The organism is Acidovorax sp. GW821-FHT11A03 (assembly GCF_058809075.1).
In genome coordinates this window covers 492,866-506,975 of sequence record NZ_JBXASG010000005.1, presented here as the reverse complement: position 1 = coordinate 506,975, position 14,110 = coordinate 492,866, and the positions used below count along the sequence as shown (strand labels likewise).

Here is a 14,110-nt window from a genome sequence, read left to right as displayed (position 1 = left end):
TAGCAGCGCCTTAGGCGGGTGTTAGCAGCGGCGCGGGCGCGGGCTGGGGTGGGGGCAGGTGCACCCGCGCCAGCAGGCCCGCGGCGCCGTCGTCCCGCGCCCGCAGCTCCACCCGCAAGCCCTGGCGCAGCGCTGCCGCGCGGGTGATGGCCAGGCCCAGCCCACTGCCGTCGGCGTCGTTGCCGGGCACGCGGAAGAAGCGGTCGAAGACCCGCTCCAGCAGATCTGGCGGAATGCCGGGGCCGTTGTCGACGATGTCCACCACCGCGCCACTGTCCAGACGGTGCAGCCGCACCTCGACCGCACCGCCCTCGGGCGTGTAGCGCAGAGCGTTGTCCAGCAGGTTGTCGAACACGCTGCGCAGTTCGCTGGCAGCGGCGTGGACCGCCACCTGCCCGTCTCCGGCAAAACCGACCTCGATGCGGCGCTGGTCCGCCAGGGGCATCAGCTGGCCCACGCAGTCGCGCAGCAGGGCCGTGATGTCCACGGGCGCAGTGGGTGCCTGTGCAGACACCGGCGCCTCCTGCCGCGACAGGCGCAGCAACTGGCCGACCAGGTGCCGCGCCCGGCGCATGCCCGCGTCCAGTTGCGCGAACTGCTGCTGCGCATCGCCCGCAGGCACGAAGGGGCGCAGGTTCTCCAGCTGCAGCGCCATCGCGGCCATGGGCGTGCGCAGCTCGTGGGCGGCGTCCTGCACAAAGCGGCGCTGCGCGGCAAAGGCCTCGCCCAGGCGCGCCAGCAGTGCATTGAAGGAACCCACCAGGGGCACGATCTCCTCGGGCACGCGGTCCATGCGGATGGCGCCCAGGCTGCGGTCGTCGCGCTGGGCCACTTCATCGGCCACCAGGCGCAGCGAGCGCGATGCGCGCCCCACCACCAGCCACAGCGTGAACAGCAGCGCCGGTACCAGCAGCGCCATGGGCACGATGACGTACAGCGTGCGCACCGCCACTTCTTCCTGCAGGAATTTCTCGCTTTGCAGCACCTGCACGCGGCGCTGGTGCGGCCCGGCCGCTGGCGCGGTGTAGACGCGCCACCCAGGCGCCCAGGCATCGTGGGTGCGCAGCAGACCGTGCCCTGGCGCGGCCTGCAGTGGCACACCGGTGTCGGGCCGGGACGTGGCCAGCAGCCGCCCGTCGGCCGACCACACCTGCACGGCAAAGGCGCCCCAGTCCAGGATGTTGGTGTCGCTGAGCAGCGGCAGGGGCTCGACCCCGTGGCCAGCGTCCCGGCCGTCGCCGCCATCGCTGGTGCCCGCCGGCCCCTGCCCGCCGGCTGCATGGGAACGCGCCAACACCTCCATCTGGTACTGCATGAAGGTGTGGATGAGCGCGCTGTAGCTCGCCCAGAACGCGCAGCCCGCCACCACGGCGCCCACCAGGATCCAGGGCGCGAGCCACAGCAGGATCTGCCCGCGCAGGGACCGGGGGCGGTACCAGCGGGCCGCGTGCTCGCGCACCGGCCCCGTCATGGCGCCGCCACCCGCCAGCCCAGGCCGCGCACGTTGCGGATGGCGTCGGGCCCGAGCTTGCGGCGCATGCCGTGGATGAGCACGTCCACCGCGTTGCTGCTGACCTCCTCGCCCCAGCCGTAGATGCGGTTTTCCAGCTGCTCGCGCGACAGGATGGCGCCGGGGCGCTCCAGCAGCGCATGCAGCAGCGCGAACTCGCGGGCGGTGAGGGCCTCGCGGGCGCCGCCCTGCAGCACCTCGCGCGTGGCCAGGTCCAGCTGCAGGGCACCATTGCCCACCAGCGACTGGGCCACGCCGCTGCGCCGGCGTACCACGGCGCGCATGCGGGCCAGCAGCTCGGCCACCTCGAAGGGTTTGAGCAGGTAGTCGTCGGCACCGATGTCCAGGCCGTGCACGCGGTCCTCGACACCGTCGCGCGCGGTAAGCACCACCACCGGCGTGAGGTCGCCGCGCGCACGGGCGCGGCGCAGCACCTCGGTGCCGTCGAGCCCCGGCAGGCCCAGGTCCAGCAGCACGCAGCTGTAGTCGCCATCGGCGAGGGCGCTGTGGGCCAGTTCGCCGTTGCGCACCCAGTCCACGGACCAGCCCGCCCCCTTGAGCGCATGCGACAGGCTGCGCCCGATCATGTCGTCGTCTTCCACCAGCAGTGCGCGCAACAGGGTTCTCCTTGGGGCCTTCAGGGCGGTGCACAGCGTAGCGCGGAATTCTTAGCCCGCCATGAGCGCGGCGCCCACCCAGGGCGGCGCAGGGCTAACCCGGCGCTAAGAAAGCATTCCTACAGTGCACCGGCCCCCTGCCTGCGGCGTGCGGCCCGCAGGCACGCCCGGCCTGGCCCGCCCCTTTTCTTTTTTTCTTCTTTCTGGAACCCGAACCCATGACGCACTGCCCTCGCCTGCCCTCCCCCACCCACCACACCCTGCCGGGCCGCGCGGCGGTCATCGCGGCCACCCTGGCGGCGCTGGCGCCCGCCGCCGCCTGGGCGCAGCAGGATGCCCCCACCTCCACCTGGGGCGCGGGCCTGGCCGTCAGCGCCGACCGCAAGCCCTACCGCGACTTCGACGACAAGGCGCAGCCGCTGCCCCTGCTCACCTACGAAAACCGATGGGTCCACATTGCCGGCCCAGGCGTGGATGTCAAGCTGCCGCCGGCCGGCCCCGTGGGCCTGCGGCTGCGGTCGCGCTTCGGTTTCGAGGGCTACGAGGCCAAGGACTCGCCCTTTCTGACCGGCATGCAGGAGCGCAAGGGCAGCCTCTGGCTGGGCGCGGCCGCCAGCTGGGACACGGGGCCGCTGCAGCTTTCGGCCGAGCTGCTGGCCGATGCCTCCGGCCACAGCAAGGGGCGCCAGTTCACGCTGAAGGCCGAGCGCCGCTTCCAGCTCGGTGCGTGGGACATCACCCCCCGTGTGTCGGTGCAGCGGCAGGACCACAAGTATGTGGACTACTACTACGGCGTGGAAGGCGCGGAGGCCCGCGCAGGCCGCCCGGCCTATGAAGGCAGCTCCGCCGTGAACCTGCAGGCCGGCCTGCGCGTGGGCTACGCGCTGGCGCCGCGGCAGTGGATGTTCGTGGACGTGAGCAGCACGCGGCTGGCCAGCGCGATCAAGAACAGCCCGCTGGTCAACAGATCGAGCCAGCCGGCGGTGACGGCGGGCTGGCTTTACCGGTTCTGAGCGCCGCCTTCAATGCCCCACGTACCGCCCCGGCCGGTGGCTGATCCACAGGAACCCGCTCATCACCAGCACGGCCAGCACCGAATACGCCACGCGGTCCACCGGCACCACGAAGAGCGCCAGCAGCACCACGGTGCCGTCGATCATCATCTGCACCTTGCCCGCGCGCATGCCGTAGCGGGCCTGCAGGTACAGCGACACCACGGTGGCCCCGCCCAGGCTGGAGCGGTGGCGCGCCAGGAACAGGCAGCCCGTGCCCAGCAGCAGCCCGCCCAGCAAGGATGCGAACAGCGGGTTCAGGTAGTCCACGTGCATCACATGGGGGAACAGCTCGGTCAGCAGCGACAGCAGGGCCACGCAGACAAAGGTCTTGACCGTGAACTCGCGCCCCATGCGCGTCCAGGCAAACCAGTAGAACGGCAGGTTGACCGCGAAGAACAGCTTGCCGAACGAGATGCCCGTGACGTAGTGCAGCAGAAACGCCGCGCCCGCCGTGCCGCCCACCAGCAGCCCCGCCTGGTTGAACAGCATGAGCGCCATGGCCACGAACAGCGTGCCGGCGAACAGGGCCTGTACATCCTCGAACGCACCATGGCGCAGGGTGGAGGCGTCGGCATGGGCATCGCCAGCGGCGCTGGAGTCATTGGCGGGGGTGTCGGTCATGGAGGGGATCACGCTGGCATCACATCAATCCGCGCGGAGCGGGGGCCGGGATGGCCGTGCAAGAACAGCAAGCAATATGCCAGGGAGCGCGGGCTCCACGCCCGATGTCCATCCCTGAGCGGGCAGAATTCGAAGAATTTCCGGCTGCTACCGCTGGTTGTAGTTCAATAGTTTGCTATCAATTTTAAAGTTCCATCCACAACCCGCCCCCCCGCGCGGCCCCTGGCAACGGGCACATTCGGCACGCAATGTGCTTGGCGACCGCACCGGCTTCGCCCCATTGCGCTGCGCACCCGGCTCACTACACTGAAGTCTGCCCCGCGTTGATGGCGGTGGTGGCTGCATCCCGGCGGTGCCGGGGCCCTGGGCCGCAGCAGAGCCGCCGAAAAGAAAGTGCCCGCCACCATGCAGTTTTCACTCGCCTTCCACCCCCGCCTGCTCGATGCGCTGCGCGGCTACGACAAGGGCCGCTGGCTGGCCGATGTGGGCGCGGGGGTGACGGTGGGCATCGTGGCGCTGCCGCTGGCCATGGCGTTCGCGATCGCCAGCGGCCTCAAGCCCGAGGCGGGGCTGTGGACGGCGATCATCGCGGGCTTCCTGATCTCCGCCCTGGGGGGCACCAACGTGCAGATCGGCGGACCGGCGGGCGCATTCATCGTCATCGTCTACGGCATCGTCGAGCGCTACGGCGTGGCCAACCTGCTCATCTCCACCGCCTGCGCGGGCGCGCTGCTGGTGCTGCTGGGGCTCTTCAGGCTGGGCACGCTGGTGCGTTTCGTGCCGGTGAGCATCGTGATCGGCTTCACCAACGGCATTGCCGTGCTGATCGCGCTGTCGCAGGTCAAGGACTGGCTGGGCCTGTCCATCGACCGCATGCCGGGCAATTTCTTCTCGCAGATCGATGCGCTGGCGCGGCACGCGGACAGCCTCAACCCCTATGCCTTCGGGCTGGGCGCGGCCTGCGTGGCCGGGTTGTTCGTCTGGCCCAGGCTGATGATGAAGGGCTCGCCCGTGATGCAGGTGCTGGAGCGCCACACCGTGCGCAGCTTCGCGCGCGTGCCCGCGCCCGTCGTGGCGCTGGTCACGCTGAGCCTGCTGGCCTGGGCGATGGAGTTTCCGGTGGAGACCATCGGCTCGCGGTTTGGCGGCATTCCGCAGGCGCTGCCGGTGTTCGCGCTGCCCGATTTTTCGTGGGACACGGTGCGCCTGCTGGTCACGCCCACGCTCACCATCGCGCTGCTGGGCGCCATCGAATCGCTGCTGTGCGCCCGCGTGGCCGACCAGCTGGCCACCGACCCGCACCACAAAAAACACGACCCCAACCAGGAGCTGGTGGCCCAGGGGTTGGCCAATCTGGTGGTGCCGTTCTTCGGCGGCATGCCCGCCACCGGCACCATTGCGCGCACCGTCACCAACATCCGCGCGGGCGCCACCTCGCCCGTGGCGGGCATGGTGCATGCGCTCACGCTGCTGGTGGTCGTGCTGGTGGCCGCCCCGCTGGCGCTGCACATTCCGCTGGCGGTGCTGGCGGGCATCCTGTTGTACGTGGCCTGGAACATGGGTGAGTGGCATGAGTTCGTGCGCCTCAAGCACTTCAGCAACCACTACCGGCTGCTGATGCTGGGCACGTTCTTCCTCACCGTGGTGTTTGACCTCACGGTGGCGGTGGAGGTGGGCCTCTTCATGGCCTGCGCGCTGTTCGTGCGGCGCATGAGCGGGCTTTTTCGCGTGGTGCGCCAGCCGGAGCCGCCCGAAGGCGCCCCGTTCCAGGGGCGGCCCACGGCCACCTGGCGCCTGCATGGCGCGCTGTTCTTCGGCGCCGCCGCCAAGATCGACCCCATCCTCCAGGCCGTGGAGACCGGCCCGCCCGGCATGGACGTGGTGCTGGACGCTAGCGAGCTGGTGGCGCTGGACACCACGGGGCTGGACGCGCTGGCGCAGATCCTCAAGGCCGTGGCCGCGCGCGGCGGGCGGCTGCGCCTGGTGCACCTGCACGAGCAACCGCGCTCGCTGATCGAGCGCTCGGGCTTTGCCGCCCGGCTGGCGGCGCAGGGGCTGGAGGACCTGCCGGTGTGACCCGCCGCGCGGCTACTTGCCGCCCTTGAACTCCGGCGCCTCCAGGTCGGCCCCCGTCTGGGTGCGCAGCACGAACTGGTCGGGCCCATGGACCACGGTGAACACCTTGGCCTGGTTGGGTGCCTCCAGGTAGCGCCAGTCGGCATGGGTTTCCCGCTTCAGTTCATAGGGCGTGACCTTGGCGGGCTTGCCCAGCAGGCGGCGCACCTCGTCCATGCGCATGCCGGGCACCACGCGCGCGAAGTTCTCGGGGGTGAGCACCTGGCGCAGCGCCGTCATGCGGCCGTCGGCGCCGATGGTGATCATGTAGTTGACCTGTCCGGCGGGCTGGCGGTTGTATTCGAACGTGCGCGCGCCGCCGGGCTCGTCCCACACGTTCTCGGGAGCGCCGAAGCGGTCGCGCACGTCGGCCTCGGTGGAGACGCCCTCCTTGAGTTCGCTGATGCGTTGCGGGTCGCAGGCGGCAAGCGCCAGCAACGAAAAAGTGGCGGCCGCCAGGGCGGCGGCGCGATATATCAAGGGCATGAGTCGGTCCCGGTAAAATCCACGGCAAAGAGGTTAACAGTCCATGTCCATTTTCCGCCGCCCCGATTACCAATCCGATGCCACCCAGTTCATCAACCAGCTCAAGGCCAGCAAGCCCGAGCTGGAAAGCCAGCAGCTGGCCGGCCGCGCGCTGCTGTGGGACAAGCAGGTGGACCGCAAGATCTGGGGGGAGTACCGCGAAGCCCAGGTCGAGCAAAAGCCCTACGTCTACCAGACGAACGCCGACTGAGCCGACCCGGGCATCAAATTGGCCCCCAGCGCTTGATCAATAAGCGCTGATAGCTATATTTTCAATAGCAAATATCCATGACCACCGCGCGCGTGCCCGAGGCGTCCGATGATCCGGCGGGCGCGGCCGCGCGGAACGCGGGCGGCATGCCCGACGTGGTCGACCAGGTCGCGCTGGCGCGCCTGTATGGCGAGCCGCTGTTCGCCCTGCCCACGGACCTGTACATCCCGCCCGATGCGCTCGAAGTCTTCCTTGAAGCCTTCGAAGGCCCGCTCGATCTGCTGCTGTACCTGATCCGCAAGCAGAACTTCAACATCCTCGACATCCCCATGGTGGGGGTCACCAAGCAGTACCTGGCGTATGTGGACGAGATCCGCAGCCGCAACCTGGAGCTGGCGGCCGAGTATTTGCTGATGGCGGCGATGCTGATCGAGATCAAGTCGCGCATGCTGCTGCCGCCCAAGAAGCAGGCCGAGGGCGAGGAGCCCGAAGACCCGCGCGCCGAGCTGGTGCGCCGCCTGCTCGAATACGAGCAGATGAAGATGGCGGCCGCCCGCCTGGGGCAGTTGCCGCAGTACGGGCGCGACTTCCTCAAGGCGCAGGTCTACATCGAACAAAGCCTGCAGCCGCGCTTTCCCGACGTGCACGTGGTGGAGTTGCAGGACGCCTGGCGCGACATCCTGAAACGCGCCAAGCTCGTCCAGCACCACAGGATCACGCGCGAAGAGCTGAGCGTGCGCGAATACATGAGCATGGTGCTCAAGACGCTGCAGGGCCGCCGCTTCGTGGAGTTTGAAGAACTCTTCGAGCCCGAAAAAGGCAGCACCGTGCTGGTCGTGACCTTCATCGCCCTGCTGGAGCTGGCCAAGGAGACGCTGATCGAGATCACGCAGGCCGAGGCCTTCGCACCCATCTACGTGCGCCTCGCCTATGTACCGGCATGACACCCCCTGAGCGGCTGCGCCGCTTCCCCCTCTCTCGCTGCGCGGGAGGGGGACGCCACCGGTGGCCTGGCAAAGCCGGCTTCACGGTGGCCCCGGCCGGGAGCCGCGCCCACTTCAACGGCAACTGACACCTTCCATGGCATCCCACGACTTCGACGTTCTCATCGTAGGCAGCGGCCTCGCAGGCCTCTCGGCCGCGCTGCACCTGGCCCCCACGCACCGCGTGGCCGTGATCACCAAGCGCACGCTGCAGGATGGATCGAGCGGCTGGGCCCAGGGCGGCATTGCCGCCGTGCTGGCCGATGACGACAGTTTTGCCGCCCACATCGAAGACACGCTGGTGGCGGGCGCGGGCCTGTGCGACCTGGCCACCACGCGCTTCGTGGTCGAGAACGCCCCCGCCTCCATCGCCTGGCTGCGCCAGCTGGGCGTTCCCTTCACGCTCGAAGGCGACCAGCTGCACCTCACGCGCGAAGGCGGCCACAGCGCGCGCCGCATTGCCCATGTGACCGACGCCACCGGCGCGGCGGTGCAGCGCACGCTGATCGACGTGGTGCGCGCCACGCCCGGCATCACGCTGTTCGAGCAGCACACGCTGGTGGACCTGATCACCACGCGCAAGCTGGGCCTGCCCGGCCACCGGTGCCTCGGCCTGCATGCGCTGGACAGCGACACCGATGAGGTGGTGACCTTCCGCGCGCCGCAGACCATCCTGGCCACGGGCGGCGCGGGCAAGGTGTACCTGTACACCACCAACCCCGACACCGCCACGGGCGACGGCATCGCCGCCGCGTGGCGCGCGGGCTGCCGCGTGGCGAACATGGAGTTCATCCAGTTCCACCCCACGGGGCTGTACCACCCGCACGAAAAGTCCTTCCTCATCAGCGAGGCGGTGCGCGGCGAAGGCGGCAGGCTGCTGCTACCCCCCTCGGCGGGCGGCACGCGCTTCATGCTGGACCATGACCCGCGCGCCGAACTGGCCCCGCGCGACGTGGTGGCCCGCGCCATCGACTTCGAGATGAAGAAACACGGCCTCGATTGCGTGCACCTGGACATCTCGCACCAGAGCCCCGCGTTCTTGCAGGAACACTTTCCGAACATCCTGGCCCACTGCGCCGCGCTGGGCATCGACATCACCAAAGAGCCCATCCCCGTGGTGCCCACGGCCCACTTCACTTGCGGCGGAGTGCTGACCGACCTGGCCGGCCGCACCGACCTGCCCGGCCTGTACGCCGTGGGCGAGGTGGCCTGCACCGGCCTGCACGGCGCCAACCGGCTGGCCAGCAACTCGCTGCTCGAATGCATGGTGTTCGCACGCGCTGCCGCCCAGGCCATTGCCACGGCCCCCACCGCCGATCTGCCCGCCGTGCCCGCCTGGGACGACAGCCGCGTGACCGACGCCGACGAGTCCGTCGTCATCTCGCACAACTGGGACGAACTGCGCCGCTTCATGTGGGACTACGTGGGCATCGTGCGCACCAACAAGCGCCTGGAGCGCGCCGCGCACCGCATCGCCATGCTGCAGGGCGAGATCCAGGAGTTCTACGCGCACTTCCACATCACGCGCGACCTGCTGGAGCTGCGCAACCTGGTGCAGGTGGCCGACCTGATCGTGAAAAGCGCCCAGCTGCGCCGCGAAAGCCGGGGCCTGCATTTCAGCCGCGACTACCCGGAAGTCGCCGCGCCCGCAGCGCCCACCATCCTCGTCCCTCCGGTGCTCCGATGACCTACAGCGTCAAGGAAATTTTCTACACCCTGCAAGGTGAAGGCGGCCAGGCAGGCACGCCTGCCGTGTTCTGCCGCTTTGCGGGCTGCAACCTCTGGACGGGCCGCGAGCAGGACCGCGCGCAGGCCATCTGCCAGTTCTGCGACACCGACTTCGTGGGCACCGACGGCACTTTGGGCGGCAAGTTCGACACCGCCACGCTGCTGGCCGACACCATCGCCGCGCAGTGGCCTGCCGGCGCAGGCCACCGGCTGGTGGTGCTGACCGGTGGCGAGCCCCTGCTGCAGGTGGACGCTGAACTCATCGACGCACTGCACGCCCAGCAGTTCCGCATCGCCGTGGAGAGCAACGGCACCGTGAAAGCGCCCGAGGGCATCGACTGGCTGTGCATCAGCCCCAAGGCCGGTGCACCGTGGGTCCAGCGCAGCGGACAGGAGCTGAAACTCGTGTGGCCCCAGCCCGGGTTCGACCTGCGGGCGCTGGAGCAGGACACCCAGTTCACCCACCGCTTCCTGCAGCCCATGGACGGCCTGCTGCAGCGCCAGAACACCGCCGCCTGCATCGACGCCTGCCTGGCGCACCCCGCATGGCGCCTGAGCCTGCAGACCCACAAGCTCACCGGCATCCGGTGATGCGGCATTTTTGTTGTTGATTTCCGTATGTTGTTCACCATTTCCCAGCGCTTCTTCTTCGACGCCGCCCACACCCTGCGCCGCGAGATCGAGGCCGAAGGCAGCCGCCGCGTGCACGGCCACACCTACCACGCCGAGGTCTCGCTCAGCGGCCCGCGCGACCCCGCCACTGGCATGGTGCTGGACCTGGGCCTGCTGCGCCGGGGCCTGGAGGTGGTGCGCGGGCAACTCGACCACCACATGCTGGATGACGTGCCGGGCCTGGGCACGCCCACGCTCGAGAACCTGTGCGTCTTCATCGCCCAGGCGCTGCCCGCCGAATTGCAGCCGCGCGTGAGCCGCGTGCGCGTGTGGCGCGACGCGCTGGGCGACAGCTGCTTGCTCGACCTGCCCGCGCGCTGACACACCACCTGCCCCGCCGGCAGACCCCGCCCGCGCCGCCACCGACTTCACCCAAGGAAGCCCGATGTTCCGTACCTTGCTCAAATCCAAGATCCACCGCGTCGCCGTGACCCAGTGCGAGCTGCACTACGAAGGCTCCTGCGCCATCGACGAAAACCTGCTGGAAGCAGCCAACATCGCCGAGAACGAGCAGATCCACGTCTGGAACATCAACAACGGCGAGCGTTTCATCACCTACGCCATCAAGGGCCAGCGCGGCAGCGGCATGATCTCGGTGAACGGCTCGGCCGCGCGCCGCGCCGCCGTGGGCGACCTCATCATCATCGCGGCCTTCGCCCAGGTGCATGAGGACCAGGTGCCCACGCACCAGCCGCAACTGGTGTTCGTGGACGAACACAACCGCCAGACCGGACTGCGCCACGCCGTGCCCACACAGGCCCTGTGATGAACATGCAGCCCCTGCACGACGGCCTGGTGGCCCGCAGCCTCGCCAGCGTCTGGCACCCCTGCACGCAGATGAAGCGGCACGAGGCCCAGCCGCCCGTGGCCATCGCGCGCGCACAGGGGCCTTGGCTCTACGACACGCAAGGCCGGCGCTACCTCGACGGCATCAGCTCCTGGTGGGTCAACCTCTTTGGCCACAGCCACCCGCACATCAAGGCGGCCCTCGCCGACCAGCTGGAGCGGCTCGACCACGTGATGCTCGCCGGCTTCACGCATGCGCCGGTGGTGGAGCTGTCGGAAAGCCTCTCCGCGCTCACGGGCCTGGGCCATGCGTTCTACGGCAGCGACGGCGCGGCGGCCACCGAGATCGCCCTGAAGATGAGCGCGCACTACTGGCGCAACATGGGTCGCCCCGCCAAGAGCCGCTTTGTGGGTCTGGCCGGTGGCTACCACGGCGAGACCGTGGGCGCGCTGGCCGTGACCGACATCGCGATCTTCCGCGAGGCCTACGCGCCGCTGGTGCGCCTGGCCGCCACCGTGCCCAGCCCCGATGCGCGCGGCGCGGCGCCCGGCGAAAGCGCCGAGGACGTGGCGCGTCGCAGTTCCCAGGCGCTCGAGGCCTGGCTGGCCGAGCACCACGCGAGCACCGCCGCGCTCATCGTCGAACCGCTGGTGCAGTGCGCCGCCGGCATGGCGATGCACAGCCCCGAGTACCTGCGCCTGGCGCGCGCGCTGTGCGACCGCTACGAGGTGCACCTGGTGGTGGACGAGATCGCCGTGGGCTTTGGCCGCACGGGCACGATGTTCGCCCACCAGCAGGCGGGCATCCGGCCGGACTTCATCTGCCTGTCCAAGGGCCTCACGGGCGGCACGCTGCCGCTGTCGGCCGTGCTCACCACCGACGCGGTGTATGCCGCGTTCTACGACGACGATGTGGCGCGCGGCTTTCTGCACTCGCATTCGTACACCGGCAACCCGCTGGCCTGCCGCGCGGCGCTGGCCACGCTGGAGCTGTTCGGCCAGCTCGACACCCTCAACGCCAACGCGGCCCTGGCCCTGCGCATCGACGCGGCCTGCATGCCGCTCACCCGCCATCCGCGCGTGCGCCACGCGCGGCGCCTGGGAATGATCTGGGCCTGGGACATCGACACCACGCTGCCCGACTTCGCACGCCGCTACCACCAGCACGCCATGGCGCGGGGGCTGGTGCTGCGCCCCATCGGCCACACGCTGTACGCGATGCCACCCTATGTGCTCGACGAAGAGGCCGTGCAGCGCCTCGCCGAGGGCGCGCTGGGCGCACTGAACGCCACCCTGCAGGAGGAGACCCCATGATTGGATGTTTTGTCACCGGCACCGACACGGGCGTCGGCAAGACGCTGGTGTCCACCGGCCTGCTGCACGCCCTGGCGCCACACCACCGCCGCGTGGTCGGCATGAAGCCGGTGGCCGCGGGCGTGGTGCCCTGGGGCGAGGACTGGGCCAGCGAGGACGCGATCGCGCTGCGTTCGGCCTCCACGCTGGCCGTGGCGCCCGAGCTGGACAACCCCGTGCTGCTGCTCGATCCGCTCTCGCCCCACATCGCCGCCGCGCGCGCCGGGGTGCGGATCGACATCGCGGCCATCGTGCGCAGCTACCAGGCCCTGGCGGCCCAGGCCGATGCGGTGGTGGTCGAAGGCGCGGGCGGCTTCCACGTGCCGCTGTCGGACACCGAGACCGGCGCCGACCTGGCCCAGGCCCTGGCCCTGCCCGTGGTGCTGGTGGTGGGCCTGCGGCTGGGCTGCCTGAACCACGCGCTGCTCACGGCCGAGGCGATCCGCGCGCGCGGCCTCGCGCTGGCCGGCTGGGTGGCCAACCGCGTGGACCCTGGCATGGACGCGGCCGAAGAGAACATCGCCTACCTGCGGGAACGCCTGGGCGCGCCGCTGCTGGCCGAGGTGCCCTACCAGGAACTGCCCGACGCGCGCGGCCTGGTGTTCGAGCTTCCCGGGGAGTGGCTATGACCGCGCCGACCTCCTGCGCGTCCTGGCTGGACGAGATCCCAGGGCAAATCGCCGACCTCGAGCGCGCCCACCTGCTGCGCCGCCGCCGCGTGGTGCAGCCCGCAGGGGGTGCCCACCTGCTGGTGGACGGGCAATCCATGCTGGCCTTCTGCAGCAACGACTACCTGGGCCTGGCCGGCCACCCCGCGCTGGCCGAGGCCGCGCGCGAGGCCACGCACACCTTTGGCGTGGGCTCGGGCGGCTCGCCCCTGGTCAGCGGGCACAGCGCCGCCAACGCGGCGCTGGAGCAGGAACTGGCCGCCTTCGTGCAATTGCCCCGGGCGCTGTACTTCTACGCGGGCTATGCCACCAATACCGGCATCATCCCCGCCCTGGTGGGCGCGGGCGACGCACTGTTTTCCGATGCGCTCAACCATGCCTGCCTGATCGATGGCGCGCGGCTGTCACGCGCCACCATCCACCGCTACCCGCATGCCGACCTGGCGGCACTGCAAGCCGCGCTGGCCGCCAGCCCCGCGCGGCGCAAGCTGGTGGTCAGCGATGCCGTCTTCAGCATGGATGGCGACCTGATCGACATCCCGGCGCTGCTGGCGCTGTGCGAGCGCTACGACGCCCTGCTGCTGCTGGACGACGCCCATGGCTTTGGCGTGCTCGGGCCGCAGGGGCGCGGCAGCCTGGCGCACGCGGGGCTGGCGGGTGCCGCCGCGTCGCGCCGCGTGCTCTACATGGCCACGCTGGGCAAGGCGGCGGGCGTCGCCGGCGCCTTCGTGGCGGGCGACGCGGCACTCATCGAATGGCTGCTGCAGAAGACGCGCACCTACATCTTCGCCACCGCCGCGCCGCCCCTGCTGGCGAGCGCCTTGCGCAAGAGCCTGGAGCTGATGGCGGCCGCCGACGAGCTGCGGGAGGGGCTGCGCCAGCGCATTGCGCAACTGCGCGAAGGCCTGGCCACGCTGCCCCCGGGACTGGGCTGGCAACTGCTGCCATCCCACACGGCGGTGCAGGCACTCGTGATCGGCAGCAACGAAGCCGCCCTGGCCGCGATGGAAAGCCTGCGCCGCGAGGGCCTGTGGGTGCCCGCCATCCGCCCGCCCACCGTGCCCGCGGGCACGGCCCGGCTGCGCATTGCGCTGTCGGCCGCCCACACGGCCCACGATGTGGACCGGTTGCTGGCCGCCCTGGCCGCGCATGCGGCCCACGCGGTCCCGGCGGCCCGCCACGTGGCCGCCCGGCAGCCGCCAGCCACTGGCACCAGCGGCGCGCGCGCGGCCGTCAGCGGCTGAGGGCAGGCGCCGCCGGTGCTCC

Annotated in this window: 15 protein-coding genes; 11 read left to right on the top strand and 4 right to left on the bottom strand. The window is 70.2% G+C overall.

Annotation, left to right across the window (positions count from 1 at the left end):
- Positions 1 to 10: 10 nt before the first annotated feature.
- Entirely contained in the window at positions 11 to 1,471 is a 1,461-nt protein-coding gene (locus AC1RVY_RS15570; protein WP_492807044.1) for a sensor histidine kinase, read from the bottom strand.
- Positions 1,468 to 2,127, bottom strand: coding sequence for a response regulator (locus AC1RVY_RS15565; protein WP_218339545.1), 660 nt, complete (start codon positions 2,125 to 2,127; stop codon positions 1,468 to 1,470). Before AC1RVY_RS15565 ends, AC1RVY_RS15570 begins: the two co-directional genes overlap by 4 nt.
- Before the next feature lie 218 nt (positions 2,128 to 2,345).
- On the opposite strand from AC1RVY_RS15565, the gene AC1RVY_RS15560 reads away from it, so the two are divergent.
- Positions 2,346 to 3,140, top strand: coding sequence for a MipA/OmpV family protein (locus AC1RVY_RS15560; protein WP_492807042.1), 795 nt, complete (start codon positions 2,346 to 2,348; stop codon positions 3,138 to 3,140).
- A 9-nt stretch (positions 3,141 to 3,149) separates the two neighbouring features.
- On the opposite strand, the gene AC1RVY_RS15555 is transcribed toward AC1RVY_RS15560, so the two are convergent.
- Positions 3,150 to 3,803: a YitT family protein gene (locus AC1RVY_RS15555; RefSeq protein ID WP_218295890.1), complete on the bottom strand. Its 654-nt coding sequence runs from the start codon at positions 3,801 to 3,803 to the stop codon at positions 3,150 to 3,152.
- Positions 3,804 to 4,208: 405 nt separating this feature from the next.
- On the opposite strand from AC1RVY_RS15555, the gene AC1RVY_RS15550 reads away from it, so the two are divergent.
- Positions 4,209 to 5,879: a SulP family inorganic anion transporter gene (locus AC1RVY_RS15550; protein ID WP_492807040.1), complete on the top strand. Its 1,671-nt coding sequence runs from the start codon at positions 4,209 to 4,211 to the stop codon at positions 5,877 to 5,879.
- A 12-nt stretch (positions 5,880 to 5,891) separates the two neighbouring features.
- On the opposite strand, the gene AC1RVY_RS15545 is transcribed toward AC1RVY_RS15550, so the two are convergent.
- Positions 5,892 to 6,404, bottom strand: a complete 513-nt coding sequence (locus tag AC1RVY_RS15545) for an outer membrane protein assembly factor BamE (protein WP_218339548.1) — start codon at positions 6,402 to 6,404, stop codon at positions 5,892 to 5,894.
- A gap of 43 nt (positions 6,405 to 6,447) precedes the next feature.
- Here AC1RVY_RS15545 and AC1RVY_RS15540 point away from each other — a divergent pair, with 43 nt between their 5' ends.
- The 9 genes from AC1RVY_RS15540 to bioF all read left to right on the top strand — a co-directional run bounded on the left by AC1RVY_RS15540 (position 6,448) and on the right by bioF (position 14,088).
- Positions 6,448 to 6,654 (top strand): DUF3460 family protein, encoded by a 207-nt coding sequence (locus AC1RVY_RS15540; RefSeq protein WP_218295893.1) that lies wholly within the window; start codon positions 6,448 to 6,450, stop codon positions 6,652 to 6,654.
- A gap of 77 nt (positions 6,655 to 6,731) precedes the next feature.
- Positions 6,732 to 7,598, top strand: a complete 867-nt coding sequence (locus AC1RVY_RS15535) for a segregation and condensation protein A (protein WP_492807037.1) — start codon at positions 6,732 to 6,734, stop codon at positions 7,596 to 7,598.
- 136 nt (positions 7,599 to 7,734) lie between these two features.
- Positions 7,735 to 9,324 (top strand): L-aspartate oxidase, encoded by a 1,590-nt coding sequence (gene nadB / locus AC1RVY_RS15530; protein WP_492807035.1) that lies wholly within the window; start codon positions 7,735 to 7,737, stop codon positions 9,322 to 9,324.
- Positions 9,321 to 9,956: a 7-carboxy-7-deazaguanine synthase gene (gene queE, locus AC1RVY_RS15525; protein ID WP_218295896.1), complete on the top strand. Its 636-nt coding sequence runs from the start codon at positions 9,321 to 9,323 to the stop codon at positions 9,954 to 9,956. The genes nadB and queE overlap by 4 nt, the downstream gene beginning before the upstream one ends.
- A 27-nt stretch (positions 9,957 to 9,983) precedes the next feature.
- Entirely contained in the window at positions 9,984 to 10,358 is a 375-nt protein-coding gene (locus AC1RVY_RS15520) for a 6-carboxytetrahydropterin synthase (RefSeq protein ID WP_218295897.1), read from the top strand.
- A 64-nt stretch (positions 10,359 to 10,422) separates the two neighbouring features.
- On the top strand, positions 10,423 to 10,803 hold the full coding sequence (gene panD, locus AC1RVY_RS15515) for an aspartate 1-decarboxylase (RefSeq protein ID WP_218295898.1): 381 nt from the start codon (positions 10,423 to 10,425) through the stop codon (positions 10,801 to 10,803).
- A gap of 5 nt (positions 10,804 to 10,808) precedes the next feature.
- Positions 10,809 to 12,137, top strand: coding sequence for an adenosylmethionine--8-amino-7-oxononanoate transaminase (gene bioA, locus AC1RVY_RS15510; protein ID WP_492807121.1), 1,329 nt, complete (start codon positions 10,809 to 10,811; stop codon positions 12,135 to 12,137).
- Positions 12,134 to 12,805: a dethiobiotin synthase gene (bioD, locus tag AC1RVY_RS15505; protein ID WP_492807032.1), complete on the top strand. Its 672-nt coding sequence runs from the start codon at positions 12,134 to 12,136 to the stop codon at positions 12,803 to 12,805. Before bioA ends, bioD begins: the two co-directional genes overlap by 4 nt.
- Complete coding sequence (gene bioF, locus AC1RVY_RS15500; RefSeq protein ID WP_492807030.1) at positions 12,802 to 14,088, top strand: 8-amino-7-oxononanoate synthase; 1,287 nt, start codon at positions 12,802 to 12,804, stop codon at positions 14,086 to 14,088. The genes bioD and bioF overlap by 4 nt, the downstream gene beginning before the upstream one ends.
- Positions 14,089 to 14,110: the final 22 nt, after the last annotated feature.

What these genes read in the sequence shown, in the direction of transcription:
- panD (WP_218295898.1), top strand. Translation starts at nt 10,423, where the DNA reads ATGTTCCGTACCTTGCTCAAATCCAAGATCCACCGCGTCGCCGTGACC.
- AC1RVY_RS15540 (WP_218295893.1), top strand. Translation starts at nt 6,448, where the DNA reads ATGTCCATTTTCCGCCGCCCCGATTACCAATCCGATGCCACCCAGTTC.
- AC1RVY_RS15535 (WP_492807037.1), top strand. Translation starts at nt 6,732, where the DNA reads ATGACCACCGCGCGCGTGCCCGAGGCGTCCGATGATCCGGCGGGCGCG.
- bioD (WP_492807032.1), top strand. Translation starts at nt 12,134, where the DNA reads ATGATTGGATGTTTTGTCACCGGCACCGACACGGGCGTCGGCAAGACG.
- bioF (WP_492807030.1), top strand. Translation starts at nt 12,802, where the DNA reads ATGACCGCGCCGACCTCCTGCGCGTCCTGGCTGGACGAGATCCCAGGG.
- AC1RVY_RS15555 (WP_218295890.1), bottom strand. Translation starts at nt 3,803, where the DNA reads ATGACCGACACCCCCGCCAATGACTCCAGCGCCGCTGGCGATGCCCAT.
- AC1RVY_RS15520 (WP_218295897.1), top strand. Translation starts at nt 9,984, where the DNA reads ATGTTGTTCACCATTTCCCAGCGCTTCTTCTTCGACGCCGCCCACACC.
- AC1RVY_RS15560 (WP_492807042.1), top strand. Translation starts at nt 2,346, where the DNA reads ATGACGCACTGCCCTCGCCTGCCCTCCCCCACCCACCACACCCTGCCG.
- queE (WP_218295896.1), top strand. Translation starts at nt 9,321, where the DNA reads ATGACCTACAGCGTCAAGGAAATTTTCTACACCCTGCAAGGTGAAGGC.
- AC1RVY_RS15570 (WP_492807044.1), bottom strand. Translation starts at nt 1,471, where the DNA reads ATGACGGGGCCGGTGCGCGAGCACGCGGCCCGCTGGTACCGCCCCCGG.
- AC1RVY_RS15550 (WP_492807040.1), top strand. Translation starts at nt 4,209, where the DNA reads ATGCAGTTTTCACTCGCCTTCCACCCCCGCCTGCTCGATGCGCTGCGC.
- AC1RVY_RS15545 (WP_218339548.1), bottom strand. Translation starts at nt 6,404, where the DNA reads ATGCCCTTGATATATCGCGCCGCCGCCCTGGCGGCCGCCACTTTTTCG.
- bioA (WP_492807121.1), top strand. Translation starts at nt 10,809, where the DNA reads ATGCAGCCCCTGCACGACGGCCTGGTGGCCCGCAGCCTCGCCAGCGTC.
- nadB (WP_492807035.1), top strand. Translation starts at nt 7,735, where the DNA reads ATGGCATCCCACGACTTCGACGTTCTCATCGTAGGCAGCGGCCTCGCA.